Genomic DNA, 22,193 nt, shown 5'->3' with positions numbered 1-22,193 from the left:
CCGTGACCCGCTCAAGTTGCGGCCAGCCAAGATTCTGGAATTTCCCTGAACCTCCTTTGCGCGGCGTCATCAATCTTTCATGTCGCATATCAAAAGGGAGATTGCAGGTGACGCTTAACGACGATCTGATCGCCTGGAACGCCCGCTGGCGGCTCTCATCCGGCATTGTTGCGTGCAAGACGTGCCAGTCGTACCAACTGGAAGTGGACAGGCATACGCCTTTCCATCACCTCGCAAGTTGTGTCTACGTCAATGAGATCGAAAGTCCCTGGGAGGCACTGGATATGATTGTTCAAGGACTTGAAAAATGAGCAACCCGTTCTGGGAACGGCGACGCGAAAAAGCGTGATGAGCTGGCCTCTGCGGCCCTCTCGCTGAAGAAGTCCCTAGGGGCAGGCGCGGTATCCTGGCGGGTCAGGAGAGGATCGCACCGATGTCTTCTCAGAAAAACACGCTCCATCGAGATCAAAAAATGCTGTTTGTTGTGATGCTGGGTGGCAAGCACCCGAGAGCGAAGATTGAGGTGCATGACGTAGCCTTCGTGGTCGCCGACACGTTGCAAGCCGCATATCCGCAGCTGCGCCAAGCCTGGTTCGGCAGCCCGGAGGGCTTGCATGTCGATAGCTGGATGAGGGTCGATGGCGTAGACAAATGGAAGGTCGAGTTGAGCCCGCTTGCCCCGTCGCCGGGTTCGCAGCGGTTGTTCTTCATCAACTTGGGTGGGTATGAAGCCGACTCGTTTGGAGAGGCTCATCACTACCTGCTGGTGGTGGCTGAAACCCGAAAAGAGGCGATGGCCAAGGGCAAACGACGGATGCTCAAACACTGGACCCAGCCCCATACCGATGGGGTGATCGATGTGGATGACTGCCTGCCCATTGATGAGGTGGCCGGTCGTTACATTCACTTGGTAGAAGCTGAGCACGCGGGCCTGACGCAAGGCAACGACTACATCGTCATCCCTCGATGACTACCAGCCTTGAGCCCGGTCGCAGCAAGATCACTTGATACGCGCCCGTTTCTTGTTCGACTCAGAGCAACGCCTTGAACGTCGTTTCATAGAGCGTTTTAAGGGTTGCGATGAACTCTTCGGCCAGTTTGGTGCGCGCGTGCGCGGGCGGCCAGATGACGTAGGTGGGGAACAGAATATCGGGCTTGAACGGCCGGATGACAATCTCGCGATGTTGATAATCCGCGGCCACTAGTGGATGGGCGAGGGTGACCCCCATGCCCAGCGCCACCATCTCGCAGTTGATCGCGCTGTACTGCGCTTCGACGGCCATGACCCGTTCGACACCGGCCTTCTCGAACAGACCGTCCACCAGTGATCGTGTGCCGTCGCCATGACACAGCGAGATAAACGTCTCGCCTTCCAGATCCGCGAAGGTGATGTGCGCCTTGGCGGCCAGAGGGTGCGCGTTCGGCAGCACGCACACTGCCGGAATCATCGCCAGCAGCTCAATCTGCTGGCTGCTGACATCTCCGGGATGCACCACGATGCCGATGTCACAGAACTGCGATTTGACCCACTGCTCAACGGTGGGTGAAGAGTTCACGTGCAGCGACACGGTGAGTTCGGGGCGCGAATCGGTGAAGGTCTTGAGCGCCTTGGGGATGACGCTCAGGCCCATCGACGGCACGGCGGCCACACGCAGTCGGCCCGTTCCCAGGTTGCGAATGTTCTTGGCCGAGAGCTTGAGCGAATCCAGCCCCACATAAGCCCGCTCCACTTCATGAAAGAACGCCTGACCTCCTGGGTCGGGATAAGGCGCACGCCGGCGCGCTTGAACAGGGTCAGGCCGATGCTCTCTTCAAGCTGGGAAATGAGCCGGCTGACGTTGGGTTGGGAGGTGAACAGGACCTCCGCGGCGGCGGTCATGGAACCCAGACGCATGACGCTGCGAAACGCTTCGATCTGTCGAAGATTCATCAACCTCTCCATATCAAATTTGAATAGCTAGCCCGTATATCCGTATTTGACCACATGGAACGGCTGTCGCAATACTCAAACCCGCAACCCATAGCGCACATGAAGATGCGCCACCCCGCGATGGATTCGCCGGGAGCATGCGCCGTGCATGCAAGGCTTCGGTAGTACCTGAAGCAACTGACGCATTGTTCGATCTGCCCCATGCACTTCGGAGATAGTCTGTGAATAGCCTCAATTCGTCCTCAGCGGCACAGCCGTTTCAAGCATTCAAACCCCTCAGCCTCGCCGTGACCCTGGCCGTTTGTGCCTTGGGCTGCGCGTCTGCGTTCGCCGAGTCCACGCTGTATGTGGCCGGTGTAGGCGGCTCCACCGAGCAGATGTACAAGACCCAGGTGATCCCGGCGTTCGAAAAACAGCACGGCGTGAAGGTGGTTTACGTATCCGGTAACTCCACCGAAACCCTGGCCAAGCTGCAGGCGCAAAAGGGACGCCAGCAGATCAACGTGGCGATGATGGACGACGGCCCGATGTATCAGGCGCTGCAGCTGGGCCTGTGCGAAAAGCTGAGCACGGCGCCTGTGTACCAGGACCTTTACCCGTTGGCCCGACTGAGCCCCGAGGCGACGGGTATCGGCGTGGTGGCGACCGGCATCGGCTACAACGAGGACGCCTTCAAGAAGCGCGGCTGGCCGGCGCCCGACTCCTGGGAAAGCCTCACCGATCCACGTTACAAGCAGCTGTTGGGCATGCCGCCTGTGACCAACACCTATGGGCTGCACACGCTGGTGGAAATGGCGCGGCTGCGCGGCGGCGGCGAGAAGAACATCGATCCCGGCTTCAAGGCGCTGAAGGATGAAATCGGCCCCAACGTGTTGGCGTGGGTATCAGCCCCGGGCGAAATGGACGGCATGATGCAGAACGGCGATGTGGTAATGGCCGTTTATGGCAGCGGCCGGGCGGTGGCGTTGCAAAGCACAGGGTTTCCGCTGAAATTCATCTACCCGAAAGAGGGTGGCATCGCCTTGCAGATCGCTGCTTGCAGCATCACGCCCAACGCTCAGTCCGAGCTGTCACAGGCGTTCATTCAGTACGTGTTATCCCCGGAAGTCCAAGCCATCCAGGCCCGCGCCAACGGCTTCGCGCCGGTCAACCAGACCGTACAACTGCCACCGGACGTTGCGTCCCGCATGCCGTATGGGCCCGACAAGGTCAACGCACTGATCAAGGTCGACTGGGACACCATCAATCAGCAGCGCGGCGAGTGGACGACTCGCTGGAATCGCACCGTCGAGCGCTGACCGCTCGCTGCGCGACGCCCGGAATCCTCTCTACTACCTCTCTGGAGGCGCAGGTCCGCCTGCGCGAAAAGCCGATGGCATTTCTGACACTCGAAGGGATCGTCAAAACCTATGGCAGCTTCAAGGCCATCGATGGGTTGAATCTTGAAGTCCGGCACGGCGAATTCATCTCACTGCTGGGCCCCTCTGGCTGCGGCAAGACCACGACCCTGCAATCGATTGCCGGGTTCGTTCAGCCGACCGAGGGGCGCATCGTCCTCGACGGCCGCGACATCACCCACGTACGGCCTGAACAGCGCGGGCTGGGCATCGTCTTTCAGAGCTATGCGCTGTTCCCGCACATGACCGTGGCCCAGAACATCAGCTTCGGCCTGGAAATGCGCGGCGTGGCAAAGGCCGAACGCAGCCAGCGGATCATCGATGCGCTGGACCTCGTGCGCCTGGGCGGGCTTGGCGAACGCTACCCCAAGGCGTTGTCCGGCGGGCAGCGTCAGCGTGTCGCCATTGCCAGGGCGCTGGCGATACGCCCCAATCTGCTGTTGCTCGATGAACCCATGTCCAACCTCGACGCCAAGCTGCGCGAGGAAATGCACATCGAATTGCGGGCGATTCAGCGTGATCTGGGCATCACCACGATTCTGGTGACCCACGATCAGGTCGAAGCCATGACCATGAGTGATCGGATTGCGGTCATGCAGAAGGGACAGATCGTGCAGATCGACACGCCGTTCGAGGCCTACGAGCGGCCTCATTCGCCCTTCGCATCAGCGTTTCTGGGCAAAACCAACGCGTTTGCCGGAGCGGTGCAGTTGCGCAATGCACGCTGCTGTCATGTGCAGGTCCACGACACGCTGTTGCATGTGCCCCATGAAGACCGCTCGTTGGGCAACGACGTCAACGTGTACATCCGCCCGGAAAAAATCCGCCTGGTCCCCACCGGCAGCGGGCGGATCAGTGGGCGAATCCGGCTGCGGGTGTTCCTGGGCAACCTCTGGTTGATCGCCGTGGAAAGCCGCCTTGGCCTGGTGCACATGACCCAGCCAAACCTGGGGATGCCGCCGCCGGAGGAGGGCAGCGAGGTGTGCCTGGACTGGTCGGACGACGATTTGCGCCTGCTTGACCGGGAGGTTGCCCATGGCCAGGTATGACGCCGAACATGTCGGCGCAGCGCCCTGGATGCTCAGTGGCCCGGCGCTGCTGGTGTTCATCGTGCTGCTGCTGGCGCCGTTGCTGCTGACGGCAGTCCTGTCGCTCAACTTGTTCAGTGATGCCGGCGGCGTGATGCCCGGCTACAGCCTGGGCAACTATCTGGAAGTGTTCGGCGACGGTTACTTCCACGATATTTTCCTGCGCACCGGAGCGATGGCGCTGGCGGTGACGGTCTTGTGCGTGCTGCTGGGCATCCCGGAGACCATCATCCTTGCGCGCATGGCGCCCCGCTGGCGGTCGCTGTTCTTGCTGGTGGTGCTGGGGCCCCTGCTGATCTCGGTGGTCGTGCGCACGTTGGGCTGGGCGATTCTGCTGGGCAACAACGGCCTGATCAACGATGCCCTGCAGGCGCTGGGCATCACCGACCAACCTATCAAGATGCTCTTCACCCAGGTGGGCGTGGTCATTGCGCTGACCCACGTTCTGGTGCCGTTCATGGTCATCGCGGTGTGGGCCACGTTGCAGCGCCTGGACCTGCAGGTCGAATGGGCGGGGCTGTCGCTCGGTGCTTCGCGTCTGACGGTGTTTCGCCGGATCATCCTGCCGCAGATCATGCCGGGGGTGTTGTCGGGCGCGATTATCGTTTTCGCCCTCGCGGCATCGGCCTTCGCCACGCCCGCAATCATCGGCGGCCGACGTCTGAAAGTGGTCGCAACCGCGGCCTATGACGAATTTCTCGGCACGCTCAACTGGCCGCTGGGCGCCGCCATCGCGATGCTTCTGCTGGTGGCGAACCTGGTGATCATCCTGGGTTGCAGCAAGCTGGCCGAGCGCCGCTTCAAGCAAGTCTTCGAGTAGACGACCATGCACAAGAACGGGTTTTTCTCGCTGTTGTTTCATGTCTGTTTCGTTGTGTTCATCGTCGCCCCGCTTGTCGTGGTCATGGCCATGGCGTTTACCAGCAAGGGCTATCTCTCGCTGCCCACGCAGGGGCTATCGCTTCGCTGGTTCAGGGCGCTGCTGGACAACCAGGAAATGCTCGATGCGTTCTGGCTGTCGCTCCGGCTGGGCCTGGCGTCGGCCACGATTGCGGCCCTGCTGGCGATTCCGGCGGCGTTGGCGATCAGCCGTTACGACTTTCCCGGGCGGGGCGCCGTGACCGGCTTTCTGCTGTCGCCGCTGATGATTCCCTCGGTGGTGCTGGGTATCGCGTTCCTGCGGTTCTTTTCCCTGGCACACATTGGTGGCTCGTTCTGGGCGCTGACCTTCACCCACGTCGTGGTGGTGCTGCCCTATGCGTTGCGGCTGACGCTGGCATCGACCATCGGCCTGGAACGCGACATCGAGCAGGCGGCGCTGTCGCTGGGTGCCAGTCGCTGGACGGCGTTCTATCGGGTGATCCTGCCGCGCATCCGCACCGGCGTGGTGGGCGGTTGGATGCTGGCGTTCATCCAGAGTTTTGACGAACTGACCATGACCGTCTTCGTCGCGACCCCGGGCACCACGACGTTGCCGGTGGCCATGTACAACCAGATTTCCCAGACCATCGATCCACTGATCACAGCGGTGTCCACGATGCTGATTCTCGGCACCCTGCTGTTGATGTGGGTCCTCGACCGTTTGGTCGGGCTGGATCGGGTGCTGATCGGAGAAGGCAAATGAGCCAGAGCGCACAAAGCGTCATGCAGTCGGACGTCATTGTCATCGGCGGGGGGCTGGTCGGCAGCGCCGTTGCCTATGGCCTGGCCCGCAACGGCGCCGACACCGTCTTGCTGGATCAGGGGGATATCGCCTTCAGGGCGTCGCGGGGCAATTTCGGTCTGGTGTGGGTTCAGGGCAAGGGGCACGACCTGCCGGAGTACGCGCGCTGGACACGTTCATCCGCCAGCCGGTGGCCCGGTTTTGCCGAGGCGTTGATGGCTGACAGCGCCGTGGATGTGCAGCTCAAGCAGCCCGGCGGTTTTCACATGTGCTTCAGCGATGAGGAGCTGATCGAACGCCAGTCGCGCCTGCACAGCCTGCAGGATGCGCTGGGCGACTACCCGTTCCAGATGCTCGATGCCGCTGACGTGAAGGCCCGTTTGCCCTTGATCGGCCCCGCCGTGGTGGGCGCCAGCTACACGCCCCAGGATGGCCACGTCAATCCGCTGAAGCTGTTGCGGGCGCTGCATGTGTCGGGGCAGGCCAAGGGGGTGCGCTACGCCAGCGGTATGGAAGTGGACACCATCGAGTGTGCGCCGGGTGAGTTTCGGGTGAGCGCAGGCTCACGCCGGTTCGTGGCGCCACGGGTGGTCCTCGCCGCAGGGCTGGGCAATCCGCAACTGGCGCGCCAGGTGGGTTTGCACGCTCCGGTGGCGCCCAACCGCGGGCAGGTGCTGATCAGCGAGCGCGTCAGACCGTTTCTCGATTTCCCGACCATCAATGTGCGCCAGACCGACGAAGGCACGGTGCAACTGGGCGACTCCATGGAAGAAGCCGGTTTCGACGACAGAACCTCGACCGAGGTCATGGCGGCCATTGCCCGACGTGGCATTGCGACGTTTCCACTGTTGCGTGACGTACGACTGATCAGGGCCTGGGGGGCGTTGCGGGTAATGAGCCCGGATGGCTTCCCGATCTACCAGCAATCGGCCGCGCATCCGGGCGCCTTCGTGGTGACCTGCCACAGCGGCGTGACCCTGGCTGCGGCCCATGCCTTGCGTATCGCCCCTTGGATTCTGGGCGGCGACATGCCCGATGAACTGGGTGTGTTTGCCGGCGAGCGTTTCTTGACTGACAAGGTGTTTTCCCATGCGCGCTGAACCCCTGTTCCAACCCATCATGAGCGAGGTCAGCTCGACCCGGACGGTGCGTCTGACCTTCAACGACCAGCCGTTGGAGGTGCCAGCGGGCATGAGTGTCGCCGCCGCATTGCTGATGTCCGGGGTCAATCGCTTCAGGGCCACACCGGTGAGCGAATCACCACGCGCCCCCTATTGCATGATGGGCGTCTGCTTTGAATGCCTGGTTGAAATCGACGGTGTGCCCAATCGCCAGAGCTGCCTGATCGAAGTCGCCGAAGGCATGCGCATCCACGCTCAGGAAGGCGCGCGCGATTTGATCTTCCAGCCTGTGAGCACGCCGTTCGTCGAGGAGGTGCAGTCATGAGTCATGAAAGCGTGGATGTGGTGGTCGTAGGGGCCGGGGCTGCCGGCATGTCCGGAGCGGTGGCCCTGGCAGGCCTGGGCTTGCAGGTGGTGTTGCTCGATGAGCAGGGCAGTCCGGGAGGACAGATCTACCGCGGGATTACCCTCGCACCGCTGGCTCGCCGGGACATGCTCGGCCCTGACTATGCATGGGGTAACGTGCTGGCCCAAGCGTTGTCCACCTCGACCGTGCGGTACGAAACCGGCGCCTCGGTGTGGCAGGTGACGCGGGATCATCAGGTCAGTTACCTGCGCGATGGGCGCTTGCGGACCTTGCAGGCCAGGGCCGTGTTACTGGCGACCGGCGCCATGGAGCGGCCGTTCCCGATTCCGGGTTGGACGCTGCCGGGGGTCATGAGCGCCGGCGCGGCGCAGATTCTATTGAAAAGCGCAGGCCTGGCGCCCCGTGAGCCTGTGGTATTGGCTGGCTGTGGTCCTCTGCTTTATCTGCTGGGTTGGCAATACCTGCGCGCGGGTGTGGCGATCAAGGCGTTGGTCGACACCACGCGGCCTGAAGATTACTGGCGGGCGCGTCGGCACCTGTTTGCGGCACTGCGCGCCTGGCCATATCTGCGCAAAGGCCTGGAATTGATGCGCAGTTTGCGTCAGGCGGGCATCGCTCACTACACCGGCGCCGAGCAACTGGCGATCGAGGGTGAGGAAGCTGCCAACGCGCTGACCTTCCAGGCTGCCGGCAAGCCCGTGCGCGTGGCGACACGCTGCGTCCTGCTGCATCAGGGCGTGGTGCCGAATATCCAGTTCAGTCAATCGCTGCGGGCGCGCCATGACTGGGACGCCGCGCAGCTGTGTTTCACCCCCGTGGCGGATGCCTGGGGCGAACTGGACGTTGCCGGAGTCTACGTCGCTGGCGACGGCGCGGGCATCGGCGGTGCTCAGGCGGCGGCCGTGCAGGGTGAGTTGGCGGCCTTGGGCATCGCCTGTCGGCTCAACGGCATTACCCGTCAGCGTCGCGATGAGCTGGCGGCTTTGTTGCTTCCGGGCCTGGACGCCCACGTCAGAATCCGCCCCTTTCTCGATTCGCTGTACCGCCCCAAGGACGAGAACCGCATTCCGGCCGACGGGGTCACCGTGTGCCGCTGCGAAGAACTCACGGCGGGCGAGGTGAGGGGCTTCGTCAAACTGGGCTGCACCGGGCCCAATCAGGCGAAGTCTTTCGGTCGGTGTGGCATGGGGCCGTGTCAGGGCCGCATGTGTGGCCTGACGGTCACCGAAGTGATCGCCGCTGCCCGCGGCGTGACGCCGGCAGAAGTCGGGTATTACCGGATTCGTCCACCGATCAAGCCGATCACCCTGGGGGAGCTGGCCGGTGAGTGAGGCCATCGGACGTGAATGCGATGTGCTGATCATCGGCGGCGGAATCCACGGGCTGAGCACTGCTTTTCATCTGGCTCAACGGGGCGTGAGGGTCACAGTGCTGGAAGCCGACTATTGCGCCCGGCACGCCTCAGGGGTCAATGCCGGGGGCGTGCGCACACTGGGGCGGCATGTGGCTGAAATCCCGCTGGCGCTGTCGTCGCGAGCGTTGTGGCATGAACTGCGCGACGTGCTGGGCGATGACGGCGGCTTCGTTGCGAGTGGTCAGCTGAAGCTGGCGGAAAATCAGGATGAGCTCCAGGCGTGCCGTGAGCGTGTTCGCCACCTTCAGCGCCTGGGCTTCGATCATGAGGTGCTGGTAGGTCGGGACGAGGTATTTGACATCATCCCGACCGTCGCACGCCACGTGGTCGGCGGCGTGTGGGTCAAGGACGACGGCTATGCAACGCCATTCAGGACGGTGACCGCGTTTCGTCTGGCGGCGCAGAAGCTCGGTGTGCAGGTGCATGAAGCCACGTCAGCCAAGCGCATCGAACACAAGGCCGGGCGCTGGGCGGTCACCACGCGCAACGGTGTGTTTACCGTCGAACACCTGGTGATCACGGCGGGCGCCTGGGCCCGAGAGCTGGCGGCGCAGGTGGGTGAAGCGGTGCCGGGGCGGCCCGAAGGCTTGATGCTGATGGTCACCCATCGCGTCGCGCCGTTCTGTGCGCCTGTGCTCGGCGCCACCGGGCGCTCGCTGTCGTTCAAGCAGTTTGCCAATGGCACGGTGGTGATTGGCGGAAAACTGATCGGCAGCCTGGACTTTCCCGCGCGTCATGGCGAGGTCGACATGACGCGTCTGGGCACCAGCGCCCGCACAGTCACCGACCTGTTTCCGCACTTGCGGCATCTGGGCGTCAATCGCGTCTGGGCCGGGGTCGAGGCCTTCACCGAAGACGATTTGCCGGTCATTGGTCTCAGCCGAAAGGCCAGCAACCTGAGCTACTCCTTCGGCTTTTGCGGCAGCGGATTCCAGATGGGCCCCGGCGTGGGCAAACGCCTGGCTCAGCAGATTCTGGGCGAGCATTCGGACATTGCCCTTGATGCCTTCGCCGTCGACCGGTTCCAGACACCCCCGAGCGCCCCGGCGGCGCATCCCGATCAACCCGTTACATCCATCGTTCTACACCCTTAAGGAGTTCACATGCTGGAAATCACTCGTATCGAGACCAACCAACGCATGAGCCGCGTTGTTCAGTGCAACGGCTTCACCTTTGTCGGTGGCCAGACCGCAGCCGATCGCACTCAGGACATCAAAGGGCAGACCGCTCAGGTGCTTGAGAAGATCGACGGCTTTCTGGCCAAGGCCGGGCTGGATAAAACCCGCATCCTCAGCGCGCAGGTCTGGCTGTCTGACATTCAGGCCAACTTCGCAGGCATGAATGAAGTTTGGGATGCCTGGGCGCCAGAGGGCCACGCGCCTGCACGGGCCACGGTGGAAGCACGCCTGGCCGCGCCGGACCTGCTGGTGGAGATTACCGTCGTTGCCGCAGGCTGACGCATGCGGGCGGGCGTACAATCAGAGGCCAGAGTGCGTACTGCTTGCCGGGGAGGGTGAGCGGTGTGCTAGCGGCTTCGCGCCCGAGGGGCTGCCGACGACACGCAACTGACTCAAGCTACAGACACTCGCCCAACACAAAGCAGCCCCTGAAAAGGGGCTGCTTCATTGGCTTGGCTTGAATGGTCAGAGGGCCGTCGACCAGCGACTAGCGTTTTTCGTTCGAGCTGAACGCCGCAAAACGTTTGTTGAACCCGGCAATGCGGCCTTCGTTGGCAGATTTACGCTGCTGGCCCGTGTAGATGGGGTGCGACGCACTCGACACATCCAACACGATGTACGGGTAGCTCTTGCCATCGCTGTGCTTGTGCACGCTGTTGGCGTGGGCGGTCGAGCCAATCAGGAAGAAGGCGTCAGCGGCGGTGTCGTGGAACAGCACTTCACGATAATTCGGATGGGTATTGGTTTTCATGATGTTCTCCGTTTCTCAGGTGGCGACGACAACTGGACGGCGCTCTCGGCACTGCTGTCGAGAGCGTCTGCCCGCTGCTTGATCGAATCATCGTCCCTTTCTGCGCCGATGAGGAATCGATTCAGATGATGTGTGTCATGCCAACGAGCGATGTGATGTTCTCGCGTGAAGCCTGTCCAACCGCGCCGGTCCCAGACAGACAGGTGTGGCGTGCACATGGAAGCGCAGCGTTCTGACCCATCACGCCGAAATCACCTGGGTCCCTTCGCGTTCATTTGTTGAGCCGCATGATCGAGAAGTTGAGTGCTGCTGCAACGGTGAGCCAGATCAAATACGGGAACAGGATCAAGCCCGTGATCACATCCAGTTGCATCGCAAGCACGATCATCGCCGCCACCACCAACCACAGGGCCGAGAGAATGACCATGCCTGCGACCATACGCTGAGCGCCGAAAAATACCGGTGTCCAGAGGGTGTTCAATGCGATCTGCGCGGCCCATAACGCCAGGACGGTCTCGCTTGCGGGCAGCAGCGTCAGGCGATACCCCGCCCAGGCGATGAGCAGATAAATCACCGTCCAGGCAAGCGGGAATGCCCAGTTGGGCGGCGTGAAGCCGGGTTTTTGAAGAGATTCGTACCAGCTGCCTGGCTTGAAAATGATGCCGGTGCTCGCGGCAGCGCAGCACGCGATGAGGAAGATATAGAACGTCATTAGCAGTCCTTAGCCGGAGTGGTCTGGATGAGGGGCCAACGGGCCCACTGGACGTTGGATACTTTTGCGACCTAAAAGTCCGTTATGTCGCGCATGCGCCGCACATCCATGGTGGACTTTGCCGTTCATGGGTATGCCCGTTGTCACAAGCACTTCGCTTCAGCCACCACGCCCTTTGCTTGCGGGATGTCGCCCGTCCAATAAGGCTGAACGTTTCAGCCAACGCCTCAGTCGTACCTCCAAGACGCAGCACACTGCGCGCATTGCATATCTACCGTGAGGTCACCATGAGCCCAATTCCTTCGAGCGGCGTCGAGCTGCATCGCATTACTTTCACCCTGAACGGTACGCCCACAACGCTGGACGTTTCCCCCTGGCTAACCTTGCTCGATCTGCTGCGAGACGAACTCGACCTGACCGGCAGCAAAAAGGGCTGCGATCATGGCCAATGCGGAGCGTGCACCGTGCTGCGCGACGGCAAGCGCATCAATGCCTGTCTGACCCTGGCAGTGATGTGCAACGATGCGAATCTGACCACGGTAGAAGGGCTCGCCACAGGGGATGACCTGCACCCTATGCAGCGCGCCTTCATCAAACATGACGCCTTCCAGTGCGGCTATTGCACGCCAGGGCAAATCTGCTCTGCCGTAGGCTTGGCGCGCGAGGGGCGCGCCCACAACCGGGACGACATCAAAGAGCTGATGAGCGGCAATCTCTGTCGCTGCGGCGCCTATACCAACATCATTGCCGCCGTTGAGGAGGCGCTGCCTGCTAGCGGTGACAATCTGGGGCAGGGAGGGACGCAATCATGATGCCCTTCAATTATTCCCGGCCTCGGGACGTCAGCGAAGCCATCAACCTGGCTGACGCGACCACTCGGTTTATCGCCGGTGGCACCAATCTGGTCGACCTCATGAAGGAAAATGTGGTGCGCCCATCGCGACTCATCGACATCACCGGCTTGGGCCTGGATACGGTCGAAGCATTGCCTGACGGCGGGGTACGTATCGGGGCACTGGTCAGCAATGCCGACCTGGCCTGGCATCCGCTGATCGAGCAGCAGTACCCGCTGTTGTCGCAGGCTATCCTGGCGGGTGCGTCCCCGCAGCTGCGCAACATGGCCAGCACTGGCGGCAATCTGCTCCAGCGCACGCGTTGCTACTATTTTTACGACACCGGTTCACCTTGCAATAAGCGCGAGCCCGGCAGCGGCTGCCCTGCGCGTTCGGGCCTGAACCGTATCCATGCGATTCTTGGCGCCAGCGAGGCGTGTGCCGCCACCCATCCCTCGGACATGTGCGTGGCCCTTGCGGCGCTTGAAGCCGTGGTCAATGTGCAAGGCAAGGCCGGAGAGCGGCGCATTGAGTTCGCTGATTTTCATCGTTTACCTGCCGACACACCGCAGCGCGACAATCAATTGGCTGACGATGAGCTGATAACGTCCATCGAGCTGCCAGCCCCCCGTTTCATCACCCACCATCGCTACCTGAAAATTCGTGACAGGGCGTCCTACGCCTTTGCGTTGGTGTCGGTGGCAGCGGCGCTGGAACTGGACGGCGATACCATTCGTGAAGCAAGGCTGGCGCTGGGAGGCGTGGCCCACAAGCCCTGGCGCGACAAGGCGGTTGAGGCCTCCCTGGCCGGCAAACCGGTGTCCCATGAAACCTTCACCGCCGCAGCCGACCTGCTGCTGCGCGACGCTCAGCCATTGACCCATAACGCGTTCAAAACCCGGCTCGCCCAGCGTGCAATCGTGCGTGCCTTAAGTGATGCAGCCACGGGAGGGAATGCCTGATGAACACATTTAAAGCTTCGGTGGGCCAGCCTCTGGATCGCGTCGACGGCGTGGCCAAGGTCACCGGCAAGGCGCGTTATGCAGGTGAATACCCTGAACAGGGGTTGCTGTTCGGCAGCGTGGTGTCCAGCACCATCGCCAAAGGCCGCGTGCTCGACATCGATACCCGTGATGCCCTCAACGTGCCCGGTGTAGTGCTGATCCTTGATCACCGCAACCGCCCGCATCTGTCCAGTTACGACGATGACTACAGCGACGCCGATTCCGCGGAAGGCTCCCCATTCCGCCCCCTGTACAACGAGCGTGTGCTCTATAGCGGTCAACCCCTGGCGCTGGTCGTGGCGCAGAGCCTGGAACTCGCCCGCTACGCGGGCTCCCTGCTGCGCATCACCTATGAAGAGCAAAGCCACCAGACCGACCTGAATACCGCACTCGATCAGGCACACGAGGCACCGGCCGAGACGCCGAAACCCAGAGGGGACTTTGCTCGTCACTACGCTGCTTCAGCCACGCAGGTGGACGTGACCTATACCACGCCGGTGGAGCACCACAACCCCATGGAGCCCCACGCTTCAACCGTGTTCTACCGGCCGGACGGCAGCGTTGAAATTCACGACAAAACCCAGGGCACCCAGAACTGCCAGGATTACCTGCACAAGATCTTTGATTTGCCCAAGCACAAGATTCGCATCCTCGCCGCATTCGTGGGTGGCGCGTTCGGCTCGGGGCTGCGCCCTCAATACCAGTTGCCACTCGCGGTCATGGCCGCTCTGATGCTCAAGCGTTCCGTACGCGTGACGTTGACCCGCCAGCAAATGTTCACCTTCGGTTATCGGCCGCGCACGTCCCAGCGCCTGCGCTTGGGAGCCGACGCTGAGGGCAGGTTGCTCGCCGTCGGGCATGACGCTATCGGGCAAACGTCACGATTCGAAGACTTCACCGAACACCTGGTGGAATGGAGCGGCATGCTTTATCGCTGCGACAACGTGGCGTTGAGTTACCGCCTGGCGCCGCTGGACGTCTACACCCCGCTGGACATGCGCGCACCCGGTGCCGCGTCCGGTGTGATCGCGCTGGAGGGCGCAATGGACGAACTTGCCTGCGCGGCAGGCATCGATCCGTTGGAACTGCGCCGCGTCAATTTCGCCGACAGCAACGGCAACGAAGGCAAGCCGTATTCGAGCAAGGCGCTGCTCGATTGCTACGACCAGGGAGCCGAGCGGTTTGGCTGGAGCAAACGTAACCCGGTGCCTCGCAGCAGGCGTGAAGGTCGGGAACTGATTGGTTGGGGCGTTGCAGGCGGGGTGTGGGAAGCCATGCAGATGAAAGCCAGTGCCAAGGCGCGAATCGATGCCCACGGCAAACTGACCGTAAGCAGTGCGACCACCGATATCGGCACCGGCACATACACCGTCATGACCCAGATCGCCGCCGATGCGGCCGGGGTAATGCCTCAGGATGTGACGTTCGTATTGGGCGACTCATCGCTGCCGACAGCGCCTTTGCAGGGTGGCTCCTTTACCGTTTCCTCGGTGGGTTCTGCCGTCAGGCAGGCGTGCCTGATCTTGCGCACCCAGATCCTGGAAGCGGTGCGTCGGCTGCATCCCGACGTCGCTGGCGTACCGGTGGAACAGATCGGTTTCGGTGACGGATTCGTGCATGCCGGCGATCAGCGCTTCTCCATTGCCGAGGTTGTCGCTCAATGCGAAGACGGCGCGCTGGAGGTGCAAATCGATGCTGAGCCCAGCAGCAAACGCAGCGGATTCGCCACGGCGACCCACTCGGCAGTGTTCGTTGAAGTGCGCGTGGATGAAGACCTGGGCACGATCAGGGTCAGTCGGGTCGTGAGTGCCGTCGCGGCGGGGCGCGTCATCAATCCGAAGACAGCGCAAAGCCAGTTGCTTGGCGGCGTGGTCTGGGGCCTGGGTATGGCGCTGCAGGAAGACACGCTCACCGATCACACCCTTGGGCGGTTCATGAACCACAGTCTGGCCGAGTACCACATCCCGGTTCATGCCGACATTGGCGAGATCGACGCATTCTTCGTGGAGGAAGAGGACGATATCGTTAATGACCTAGGCTCAAAAGGAGTGGGCGAGATCGGCATCGTCGGGGTGGCCGCTGCAGTGTCGAACGCCGTGTTCCATGCCACTGGCAAACGCGTGCGCGATTTCCCCATCACCCTCGATAAGGTGTTGTAAACATTGGCCGGACCGGGTCATTGCCAGCGGCATTGACCCGGTGTCTGTCGGTGCGGGGCGGGTAGGGAAGCAGCCTGTGTCGGCCTTGATGGTCAACTGCGCGTTGGCCATCAGCCATCGGGCCGCCCACTTAGTTACGGCACTGGATGTTGCCGTGGGCGCCAGATGGGGTGCAGCGATTCAAGGATTGGACGTGCCCGGCGAGTCAGAGTCGAAGCCTGGCTTCTGCGCGTCACCCGCGCCGCCGTTCTCACGGTTTGTTTGCGCGTCCTGATCCGAGCCAGGGTTTCCCGGTGGGGGATTCCAGTCCACGGGACGCTCTTGGGAACCTTGCTTGGGCTCTGAAGAGGTTTTTTCCAGGCCTGAGTCGTGGCCTTCTCCGGTATCAGGCGCTTTCTCTTCTGGGCCGGGATACGCAGCCTCTGGCCCGTTGTTATCAACTGACATGGCAATTCTCCGTTCTCAACGCAGTTCATCCGCGTCTGAAGTTCAGAGCACGAGCGCGCAGCAAAAGTGCTCGGGTGGCGACGAGTGGGCCGCTAACCAAGTTTCATGGCTGATCAAGCTTCATGAAAGAGGCGCGATCTCGCACTCTTTGGACGTCGTTTTCCTACCACCTGTCGTCCGCGCAAGCATCACGCTTGAACGAGCCCGACCGGCCGGCAGTCACTCTTTTGAACCCGCACAGGATCAGAGCGCCAAGCGCCGGCGTGTGAGGTTTGCCTGTCCCGTGATGCTCACTGACCTGGTGGAGATGTCTTCAATGAACGACCTTCCCGTTACACGCCTTGCAGCCGCGCCGTTGCCATTCGACGCATCCTTCGAACAGATACCGGACGATGAAGCTCAGACCAGCAAAGAGCTGGTCGAGACCCTTCATTCGATCATGGAAACCACTTTCAAAGACAACGGCCATGCCAACCGCAGCGTTCACGCCAAGGGCCACGGCTTGCTCCGCGGGCAGGTCACGGTGCTCGACAATCTGCCGCCCGAGCTGGCCCAGGGCGCATTCGCCCGCCCCGGTACATTGACCGCATTTCTGCGGTTCTCGACCAACCCGGGTGACATTCTCGATGACAAGGTGTCCACGCCCCGTGGCCTGGCGATCAAACTGGTCGGGGTCGAAGGCTCGCGTCTGCCCGGCAGTGACGGGGAGGTCACTCAGGACTTCGTGATGCAGAACGCCAAGGCGTTTACCGCAGCCACGCCCAAGGCGTTTTTGAAGACCTTGAAGCTGCTGGCCAAAACCACCGACAAGGCGCCGGGCACGAAAAAAGCGTTGTCTGCGGTGTTGCGGGGCGTGGAGTCCACCATTGAGTCCATGGGCGGGGAAAGCGGTACGTTGAGGAGCCTCGGCGGCCACCCGCAAACCCACATTCTGGGCGAGAGTTTTTCCACCGTGGTGCCGTTTCTCTACGGGCCGTATTACGCCAAGCTGGCCATGGTGCCGGTGTCGCCGTCGCTGACCGCCCTGACCGATCAACACGTGGATTTCGGCGACAACCCGGACGGCCTTCGGGCGGCGGTGAGCGAGTATTTCAGCCAGCAGGGTGGCGTGTGGGAATTGCGCGTTCAACTTGCGACCGACATCGAGAAGATGCCCATCGAAGACGCTTCCCTGCAATGGCCAGAAGAGCTTAGCCCCTACGTGACCGTGGCGCAGGTCAAGGTCCAGCCGCAGGCAGCGTGGGACGAGGCGAAGGTCCGGGAAATCGACGACGGCATGGCGTTCAGCCCCTGGCATGGCCTGGCGGCTCACAGACCGTTGGGCGGCGTGATGCGGGTGCGCAAGCCTTCGTATGAGATGTCCTCGGCGTTTCGGGCCCGTCATAACGGCTGTCCGATTCACGAGCCGCGCTGAATGCGGCACAGGCTCGCCCGGTTCTTCTCAGATTGAGGTTTTTGCATGCAGCTTATCCACCCGACCGCGCACTACCATCCCTACACCCATGCCTCTGGAGGCTGGGGCTCGGCGCACTCTGTCATGACCATCCTTTGGCGCGAACAAGCGCTGCGCAAGGCGCCTGCGGCGCTGATGATGCAGAACAAGCCCAAGGGGTTCGCCTGTGTCAGCTGTGCCTGGGCCAAGCCGGGCAATCCCCACGCCCTTGAGTTTTGCGAAAACGGCGCCAAAGCCACGGCGTGGGAATTGACGGCACTGCGCACGGACGCGGAGTTTTTCACTCGTCACACCTTGAGCGAGCTGCGTGGCTGGCGCGATTACGATCTTGAGCAACACGGCCGGTTGACTCACCCGCTGCGCTATGACGCGCAGATCGATCAGTATGTGCAGACTACTTGGGACGAGGCCTACGCCGCCATCGGCGCTCAGCTCAAACAGCTGGCACCCGATGAAGTGGCGTTTTATGCCTCGGGGCGCGCATCCCTTGAAGCCTCATTCATGTACCAGTTGTTCGCCCGCGCCTATGGCACCAACAACCTGCCGGACAGCTCGAACATGTGCCACGAAAGCACGTCTGTGGGCTTGCAGGAAAGCATCGGCGTGCCCGTGGGAACGGTGACCCTGGCCGACTTCGAACACACCGATTGCATTTTTTTCTTTGGCCAGAATGTCGGCAGCAACAGCCCGCGCATGCTGCATCCGTTGCAGGAGGCTCGCAAGCGTCACGTGCCCATCATCACCTTCAACCCGCTACGCGAGCGGGGCCTGGAACGGTTCGTCAACCCGCAGTCGGTGAGCGAGATGATCGGGCCGTCGTCGACGGTGATCAGTACTCAATATCATCAGGTCGCGATTGGCGGCGATACGGCGGCGGTCATGGGCATCGCCAAGGCGTTGTTGTCTATGGACGAGGAGGCGAGTCGGACGGGGGCCGCGCCTGTGCTGGATCACGTCTTCATCGCCGAGCACACCCAGGGTTTCCAAGCCTTTGTGGCGCAGGTCAAGGGTTACTCCTGGGCCGAGCTTGAGCAGCGTGCGGGGTTGAGTCGCTCGTCAATGGAGGCGGCTGCCACGGTGTACGCCCGCAGCCAGAAGGTCATGATCATCTACGGGATGGGCATGACTCAGCACCGCCACGGCGTGGGCAATGTGCAAATGCTGGTCAACCTGTTGCTGCTGCGTGGCAACATCGGCAAGCCGGGCGCGGGGATCTGCCCGGTTCGAGGGCATTCCAACGTTCAGGGGCAGCGCACGGTCGGAATCACTGAAGACCCAGCCAAGGTGCCCAGGGACAAGATCGAAGCGCGGTTCGGCTTCAAGGTGCCGAGCCAGAAAGGCCTGGCCACGGTGGACACCTGCAAAGGGATTCTGGATGGCAGCGTCAAAGGCTTTATTGGCCTGGGTGGGAACTTCCTGCGCGCGGTCCCCGACACCGACCGTATGGAACCCGCCTGGCAAGGGCTGACGCTGAATGTCCAGGTCGCGACCAAACTCAACCGCACCCACCTGCTCCCGGGACAACACACCTGGTTGTTGCCGTGCCTGGGCCGGATCGAAACCGACCGTCAGGACGGCATGCCGCAGGTCTACACCACTGAAGACAGCACCGGCTGCATTCGCGCCTGGCAGGGACACGCCGAGCCGGCAGGCGAACACTTGCGCTCTGAAGTCGCGATCATTGCCGGGCTGGCACAGGCAACCCTGGAGGCTGACATAAATATTCCCTGGGAGGCCTGGCGCTGCGACTACGCCCAAGTGCGGCAGGCCATCGCCGAGATCTACCCCGAGATTTTCCACGACATGGAATCCCGGATGTGGGAGGAGGGTGGCTTCCATCGCCCGCTACCCGCGGCGCAGCGCAAGTGGGCGACCGAATCCGGGAAGGCGCAGTTTCTGGCGCCAGCCACGCTGGATGAGGACGATGACGTCGCGGTGCGCGCTGACCGGCGCGACGTGGTGCAGCTGATGACGCTGCGCAGCAATGACCAGTTCAACACCACGGTCTATGGCTATAACGACCGCTTCCGGGGCGTACACGGCACGCGCAGCGTGGTTTTTCTCAATCGCAATGACATCGTTCGCCTGGGTTTTGCGCCTGGCCAATGGGTGACGCTGCGCACCGCCATCGAGCCTGAAGTTCGCCGTGAGGTCGGGCCCTTTCAGATTATCGCCTACGACATCCCTGAAGGGTGCGCGGCGTCCTACTACCCCGAATCCAATCCATTGGTACCCCTGTGGCACCACGCTGAACGCAGCAAGGTGCCAGCGGCCAAATCGGTACCGGTGACGCTGCATGCGGCGTTGCCGAAACAGCAGGATCACGCGCACGAGATTCCCGATCGCGACCAAATCAGAGAGTGAAACGCAGGGCCTGCAAATTCACCGAACCTTTGCCGCCTGGCCCTGCCTTACTTTCAAGTCTCAATGGTGACTGGCAAGGAGAGCCTAATGACCAACAATACCCGATCGAAGCGTCAACTCGAGAGCTTGCGTCGCATCCGTGAATGGCACCTGGAAAGCGCATGGCGCGCCCAGATTGAGGGACGTGGCGAGGAATACCAATTCCACATGCAGTATTACCGGCTATTGGGGGCTGCGGTGACGGACGAGGAGCAAGGCGGGTCCTTCACTCAAACCAGGCTCGCAAAAGAGACTGGAACTGCTGCGGCCGATTGCTATCAGAAGGAATCATCCTGATATCTCCTGAGTGCTGGCTTATGAGTGATCGAACGATCCTGTCGTGTTACGTGGGTATCGCCGTCGGCTGGGCGTTGTTGTTCTACTTCTTGTTCTTGCTGGACGTGTTCGGCGGATGATCAGGACAAGGATTTTTCCTGAAGCGCCTCGCCGTCATCCAAGGCGGGAGCGGTCCACGCTGTCATTTGCAATATCCTGTCGCGCAGACCCCACTCACATGAATGGATTGTCTAATGATCTGTTTTAAATAGGGAATTTTTTTATTGTAGGACGATCTGTGAATGGGTGAATGTCAATGCCAAGGAGAGAAAGCATGGCGCAGGACCAACACTACCGGATCGACTATCTGCTGCAGGGCGCCTACAAGACCTTCTATATTCGCGCCGCGAAAATGGACAATGCCGAAGCTTGGCACTGGGCGACGGTCGACGCTGGAGTCGGGCAACTTCCCAAATACAGAACAGACCCGGTCGCCAAATTGAGCAAGCCTCAGGCGGAAAAGCATGGCATCACCAATGTGGAGTGGCACAAGGCGTAAACGGATCTGTGGTGCCGTGGGAGACGCGAGGCCTCCCAGGAGAGGGAAACGGGTCAATACCCTTAGCGCATCGCGTACACCGATGCCTGTGCGCAGCACGTGCAAAGCAGGAATCGGTGTATTTTTGATGTCGCGCAGCCCCCGCGATTGGCTCATTCGTTGTAGTCTTGCCAGAACCTACCGTTCAGGCGCCCGGAACCCATGATCCGTTCTGATTTCTCTGCTGATATCGAAGCTATCCATGCTATTGGGGCGGTGCCTGTCATCTTGAGCATGGTCAAACACCTGACCGGAATGCGCTTTGCCGCGGTTGCGCGTGTAACGGACAAAAACTGGGTGGCCTGCGCCGTGGATGACTCTATCGATTTCGGCCTAAAGCCAGGTGGGGAATTGGTGCTTGAATCCACCATCTGCCACGAAATCCGCCAGCACAGGAAACCGGTGATTTTTGGCCATGCCAGCCATCATCCGCATTTCTGCGTACACCACACCCCCAGAACCTACGGTCTGGAAAGCTATATCTCGATCCCTATCATTACCGGCGACGGCGCTTTTTTTGGCACGCTGTGTGCCATCGATTCGATACCCGCCAATCTCGAAGAGCCTGCCATTCTCAAGACGCTGACCCTGTTCGCGCAGCTGATTGCCATGAGCCTGGACGCACAGAAGAACCTGGAAGCCACGCAATCGGCGTTGGTGGCCGCGAATGAACACGGGCGCCTGCGTGACCAGTTCGTCGCCGTGCTGGGGCACGATCTGCGCACGCCGCTGAGCGCCATTCGAATGAGCGCCGAGCTACTGGAAAGCCGGACCACGGAGAAGCGTTCGTTGGGCCTTATTGCAGCCATTCGTAACAGTTCGGTGCGCATGGGCATGTTGATCGAAAACGTCCTGGATTTTGCCCGAGGCCGCTTGGGCGGCGGCATTCCAGTCAAACGCCAGCTGGTTGACGACCTGGCGCCGATCCTTGAACAGGCGTTGCAGGAAGTACAAGCTGCCAGCCCGGTGGCCCAGATACATCGCTTTCTCGATCTGCCCAGCGGCATCCACTGCGATTCGCTGCGCATTACTCAGCTGCTGTCCAATCTCGTCGGCAATGCCGTGATCCATGGCTCGACCGCCGATCCGATCATTGTCAGGGCCTGGACGGAAGGGGCGGATGTTCTGATTTCGGTGGTCAATCAGGGGACGCCGATTGCCGGGCACTTGATCCCGCTGCTGTTCGAGCCGTTCACGCGTTCGCAGGCTGCACAGCGAGGAGAGGGGTTGGGGCTCGGGTTGTATATCGCCTCGCAGATTGCAGAGGCCCACGGTGGGACGCTCACCGTCACCTCCACACTCGAATCCGGGACCGTGTTTGTGGCCAGGTTTCCTTCAAAAATGAAATGGGTGTACTGACTGCCAAGGTGGCTGGGCAAACCCCGAAGCCTGCGGCCTC

24 protein-coding genes are annotated in these 22,193 nt (G+C 61.6%); 19 read left to right on the top strand and 5 right to left on the bottom strand.

From position 1 onward, the window contains the following. The first annotated feature begins 2 nt into the window (after positions 1 to 2). Together AC07V9_RS04845 and AC07V9_RS04840 are read left to right on the top strand one after the other, a co-directional pair. Positions 3 to 311: a hypothetical protein gene (locus AC07V9_RS04845; protein ID WP_495014554.1), complete on the top strand. Its 309-nt coding sequence runs from the start codon at positions 3 to 5 to the stop codon at positions 309 to 311. Between the two features lie 161 nt (positions 312 to 472). Next, positions 473 to 970 (top strand): DUF1543 domain-containing protein, encoded by a 498-nt coding sequence (locus AC07V9_RS04840; RefSeq protein ID WP_495014553.1) that lies wholly within the window; start codon positions 473 to 475, stop codon positions 968 to 970. Between the two features lie 61 nt (positions 971 to 1,031). Here the strand turns inward: AC07V9_RS04840 and AC07V9_RS04835 are convergent, their stop codons facing one another. Both AC07V9_RS04835 and AC07V9_RS04830 read right to left on the bottom strand, forming a co-directional pair. Beyond that, positions 1,032 to 1,730, bottom strand: a complete 699-nt coding sequence (locus tag AC07V9_RS04835) for a LysR substrate-binding domain-containing protein (RefSeq protein ID WP_495014552.1) — start codon at positions 1,728 to 1,730, stop codon at positions 1,032 to 1,034. Beyond that, positions 1,622 to 1,879 (bottom strand): LysR family transcriptional regulator, encoded by a 258-nt coding sequence (locus AC07V9_RS04830; protein ID WP_495014582.1) that lies wholly within the window; start codon positions 1,877 to 1,879, stop codon positions 1,622 to 1,624. Before AC07V9_RS04830 ends, AC07V9_RS04835 begins: the two co-directional genes overlap by 109 nt. Positions 1,880 to 2,151: 272 nt before the next feature. On the opposite strand from AC07V9_RS04830, the gene AC07V9_RS04825 reads away from it, so the two are divergent. The 9 genes from AC07V9_RS04825 to AC07V9_RS04785 all read left to right on the top strand — a co-directional run bounded on the left by AC07V9_RS04825 (position 2,152) and on the right by AC07V9_RS04785 (position 10,437). Continuing rightward, positions 2,152 to 3,228: an ABC transporter substrate-binding protein gene (locus tag AC07V9_RS04825; protein WP_495014551.1), complete on the top strand. Its 1,077-nt coding sequence runs from the start codon at positions 2,152 to 2,154 to the stop codon at positions 3,226 to 3,228. Between the two features lie 74 nt (positions 3,229 to 3,302). Next, positions 3,303 to 4,376, top strand: coding sequence for an ABC transporter ATP-binding protein (locus AC07V9_RS04820; RefSeq protein WP_495014550.1), 1,074 nt, complete (start codon positions 3,303 to 3,305; stop codon positions 4,374 to 4,376). Next, positions 4,363 to 5,235: an ABC transporter permease gene (locus AC07V9_RS04815; RefSeq protein ID WP_495014549.1), complete on the top strand. Its 873-nt coding sequence runs from the start codon at positions 4,363 to 4,365 to the stop codon at positions 5,233 to 5,235. Before AC07V9_RS04820 ends, AC07V9_RS04815 begins: the two co-directional genes overlap by 14 nt. A 6-nt stretch (positions 5,236 to 5,241) precedes the next feature. Then, the gene (locus AC07V9_RS04810) at positions 5,242 to 6,039 is read left to right on the top strand and encodes an ABC transporter permease (protein WP_495014548.1); all 798 of its coding nucleotides are present in this window, start codon (positions 5,242 to 5,244) and stop codon (positions 6,037 to 6,039) included. Next, the gene (locus tag AC07V9_RS04805; protein ID WP_495014547.1) at positions 6,036 to 7,178 is read left to right on the top strand and encodes an NAD(P)/FAD-dependent oxidoreductase; all 1,143 of its coding nucleotides are present in this window, start codon (positions 6,036 to 6,038) and stop codon (positions 7,176 to 7,178) included. The genes AC07V9_RS04810 and AC07V9_RS04805 overlap by 4 nt, the downstream gene beginning before the upstream one ends. Next, entirely contained in the window at positions 7,168 to 7,524 is a 357-nt protein-coding gene (locus AC07V9_RS04800) for a (2Fe-2S)-binding protein (RefSeq protein ID WP_495014546.1), read from the top strand. Before AC07V9_RS04805 ends, AC07V9_RS04800 begins: the two co-directional genes overlap by 11 nt. After that, the gene (locus AC07V9_RS04795) at positions 7,521 to 8,897 is read left to right on the top strand and encodes an FAD-dependent oxidoreductase (protein WP_495014545.1); all 1,377 of its coding nucleotides are present in this window, start codon (positions 7,521 to 7,523) and stop codon (positions 8,895 to 8,897) included. The genes AC07V9_RS04800 and AC07V9_RS04795 overlap by 4 nt, the downstream gene beginning before the upstream one ends. Next, positions 8,890 to 10,074: an NAD(P)/FAD-dependent oxidoreductase gene (locus AC07V9_RS04790; RefSeq protein ID WP_495014544.1), complete on the top strand. Its 1,185-nt coding sequence runs from the start codon at positions 8,890 to 8,892 to the stop codon at positions 10,072 to 10,074. The genes AC07V9_RS04795 and AC07V9_RS04790 overlap by 8 nt, the downstream gene beginning before the upstream one ends. Before the next feature lie 12 nt (positions 10,075 to 10,086). Further along, the gene (locus tag AC07V9_RS04785) at positions 10,087 to 10,437 is read left to right on the top strand and encodes a RidA family protein (protein WP_495014581.1); all 351 of its coding nucleotides are present in this window, start codon (positions 10,087 to 10,089) and stop codon (positions 10,435 to 10,437) included. Between the two features lie 208 nt (positions 10,438 to 10,645). Here AC07V9_RS04785 and AC07V9_RS04780 read toward each other — a convergent pair whose 3' ends face one another. Both AC07V9_RS04780 and tspO read right to left on the bottom strand, forming a co-directional pair. Then, positions 10,646 to 10,909, bottom strand: a complete 264-nt coding sequence (locus tag AC07V9_RS04780) for a type B 50S ribosomal protein L31 (RefSeq protein WP_495014543.1) — start codon at positions 10,907 to 10,909, stop codon at positions 10,646 to 10,648. A gap of 271 nt (positions 10,910 to 11,180) precedes the next feature. Then, positions 11,181 to 11,621, bottom strand: a complete 441-nt coding sequence (tspO, locus tag AC07V9_RS04775; protein WP_495014542.1) for a tryptophan-rich sensory protein TspO — start codon at positions 11,619 to 11,621, stop codon at positions 11,181 to 11,183. Positions 11,622 to 11,908: 287 nt separating this feature from the next. Between tspO and AC07V9_RS04770 the strand changes: the two genes are divergently transcribed. From AC07V9_RS04770 to AC07V9_RS04760, 3 genes are read left to right on the top strand one after another with little or no spacing between them, the layout of a single operon-like run. Further along, entirely contained in the window at positions 11,909 to 12,433 is a 525-nt protein-coding gene (locus AC07V9_RS04770; RefSeq protein ID WP_495014541.1) for a (2Fe-2S)-binding protein, read from the top strand. Continuing rightward, positions 12,430 to 13,416 (top strand): FAD binding domain-containing protein, encoded by a 987-nt coding sequence (locus AC07V9_RS04765; RefSeq protein WP_495014540.1) that lies wholly within the window; start codon positions 12,430 to 12,432, stop codon positions 13,414 to 13,416. Before AC07V9_RS04770 ends, AC07V9_RS04765 begins: the two co-directional genes overlap by 4 nt. Next, positions 13,416 to 15,617 carry a xanthine dehydrogenase family protein molybdopterin-binding subunit gene (locus AC07V9_RS04760; RefSeq protein WP_495014539.1) on the top strand — a complete coding sequence of 734 codons (2,202 nt, stop codon included), beginning with the start codon at positions 13,416 to 13,418 and terminating at the stop codon, positions 15,615 to 15,617. The genes AC07V9_RS04765 and AC07V9_RS04760 overlap by 1 nt, the downstream gene beginning before the upstream one ends. Positions 15,618 to 15,797: 180 nt before the next feature. Here AC07V9_RS04760 and AC07V9_RS04755 read toward each other — a convergent pair whose 3' ends face one another. Further along, a complete protein-coding gene (locus tag AC07V9_RS04755) occupies positions 15,798 to 16,064 on the bottom strand; it encodes a hypothetical protein (RefSeq protein WP_495014538.1) in 267 nt (88 codons plus the stop codon). Positions 16,065 to 16,380: 316 nt separating this feature from the next. Between AC07V9_RS04755 and AC07V9_RS04750 the strand changes: the two genes are divergently transcribed. The 5 genes from AC07V9_RS04750 (at position 16,381) to AC07V9_RS04730 (ending at position 22,153) form a co-directional block, all read left to right on the top strand. Further along, positions 16,381 to 17,478 (top strand): catalase family protein, encoded by a 1,098-nt coding sequence (locus tag AC07V9_RS04750; protein ID WP_495014537.1) that lies wholly within the window; start codon positions 16,381 to 16,383, stop codon positions 17,476 to 17,478. 45 nt (positions 17,479 to 17,523) lie between these two features. Continuing rightward, the gene (locus tag AC07V9_RS04745) at positions 17,524 to 19,881 is read left to right on the top strand and encodes an FdhF/YdeP family oxidoreductase (protein ID WP_495014536.1); all 2,358 of its coding nucleotides are present in this window, start codon (positions 17,524 to 17,526) and stop codon (positions 19,879 to 19,881) included. An 87-nt stretch (positions 19,882 to 19,968) separates the two neighbouring features. After that, the gene (locus tag AC07V9_RS04740; protein ID WP_495014535.1) at positions 19,969 to 20,217 is read left to right on the top strand and encodes a hypothetical protein; all 249 of its coding nucleotides are present in this window, start codon (positions 19,969 to 19,971) and stop codon (positions 20,215 to 20,217) included. A gap of 313 nt (positions 20,218 to 20,530) precedes the next feature. Then, positions 20,531 to 20,755, top strand: a complete 225-nt coding sequence (locus AC07V9_RS04735; protein ID WP_495014534.1) for a DUF6555 family protein — start codon at positions 20,531 to 20,533, stop codon at positions 20,753 to 20,755. A 201-nt stretch (positions 20,756 to 20,956) separates the two neighbouring features. Next, positions 20,957 to 22,153 carry a GAF domain-containing sensor histidine kinase gene (locus AC07V9_RS04730; protein ID WP_495014533.1) on the top strand — a complete coding sequence of 399 codons (1,197 nt, stop codon included), beginning with the start codon at positions 20,957 to 20,959 and terminating at the stop codon, positions 22,151 to 22,153. The last annotated feature ends 40 nt before the right edge of the window (positions 22,154 to 22,193 follow it).

It is taken from the genome of Pseudomonas sp. GW821-FHT02A11, from assembly GCF_059421985.1.
This window is presented reverse-complemented; position numbering and strand designations above follow the sequence as displayed.

Bases quoted from the DNA above. Each gene is read 5' to 3' on its own strand.
- AC07V9_RS04735 (WP_495014534.1), top strand. From the start codon at position 20,531: ATGGCGCAGGACCAACACTACCGGATCGACTATCTGCTGCAGGGCGCC.
- AC07V9_RS04810 (WP_495014548.1), top strand. From the start codon at position 5,242: ATGCACAAGAACGGGTTTTTCTCGCTGTTGTTTCATGTCTGTTTCGTT.
- AC07V9_RS04745 (WP_495014536.1), top strand. From the start codon at position 17,524: ATGCAGCTTATCCACCCGACCGCGCACTACCATCCCTACACCCATGCC.
- AC07V9_RS04730 (WP_495014533.1), top strand. From the start codon at position 20,957: ATGATCCGTTCTGATTTCTCTGCTGATATCGAAGCTATCCATGCTATT.
- AC07V9_RS04805 (WP_495014547.1), top strand. From the start codon at position 6,036: ATGAGCCAGAGCGCACAAAGCGTCATGCAGTCGGACGTCATTGTCATC.
- AC07V9_RS04740 (WP_495014535.1), top strand. From the start codon at position 19,969: ATGACCAACAATACCCGATCGAAGCGTCAACTCGAGAGCTTGCGTCGC.
- AC07V9_RS04750 (WP_495014537.1), top strand. From the start codon at position 16,381: ATGAACGACCTTCCCGTTACACGCCTTGCAGCCGCGCCGTTGCCATTC.
- AC07V9_RS04830 (WP_495014582.1), bottom strand. From the start codon at position 1,879: ATGACCGCCGCCGCGGAGGTCCTGTTCACCTCCCAACCCAACGTCAGC.
- AC07V9_RS04795 (WP_495014545.1), top strand. From the start codon at position 7,521: ATGAGTCATGAAAGCGTGGATGTGGTGGTCGTAGGGGCCGGGGCTGCC.
- AC07V9_RS04770 (WP_495014541.1), top strand. From the start codon at position 11,909: ATGAGCCCAATTCCTTCGAGCGGCGTCGAGCTGCATCGCATTACTTTC.
- AC07V9_RS04755 (WP_495014538.1), bottom strand. From the start codon at position 16,064: ATGTCAGTTGATAACAACGGGCCAGAGGCTGCGTATCCCGGCCCAGAA.
- AC07V9_RS04800 (WP_495014546.1), top strand. From the start codon at position 7,168: ATGCGCGCTGAACCCCTGTTCCAACCCATCATGAGCGAGGTCAGCTCG.
- tspO (WP_495014542.1), bottom strand. From the start codon at position 11,621: ATGACGTTCTATATCTTCCTCATCGCGTGCTGCGCTGCCGCGAGCACC.
- AC07V9_RS04820 (WP_495014550.1), top strand. From the start codon at position 3,303: ATGGCATTTCTGACACTCGAAGGGATCGTCAAAACCTATGGCAGCTTC.
- AC07V9_RS04760 (WP_495014539.1), top strand. From the start codon at position 13,416: ATGAACACATTTAAAGCTTCGGTGGGCCAGCCTCTGGATCGCGTCGAC.
- AC07V9_RS04840 (WP_495014553.1), top strand. From the start codon at position 473: ATGCTGTTTGTTGTGATGCTGGGTGGCAAGCACCCGAGAGCGAAGATT.
- AC07V9_RS04765 (WP_495014540.1), top strand. From the start codon at position 12,430: ATGATGCCCTTCAATTATTCCCGGCCTCGGGACGTCAGCGAAGCCATC.
- AC07V9_RS04780 (WP_495014543.1), bottom strand. From the start codon at position 10,909: ATGAAAACCAATACCCATCCGAATTATCGTGAAGTGCTGTTCCACGAC.
- AC07V9_RS04815 (WP_495014549.1), top strand. From the start codon at position 4,363: ATGGCCAGGTATGACGCCGAACATGTCGGCGCAGCGCCCTGGATGCTC.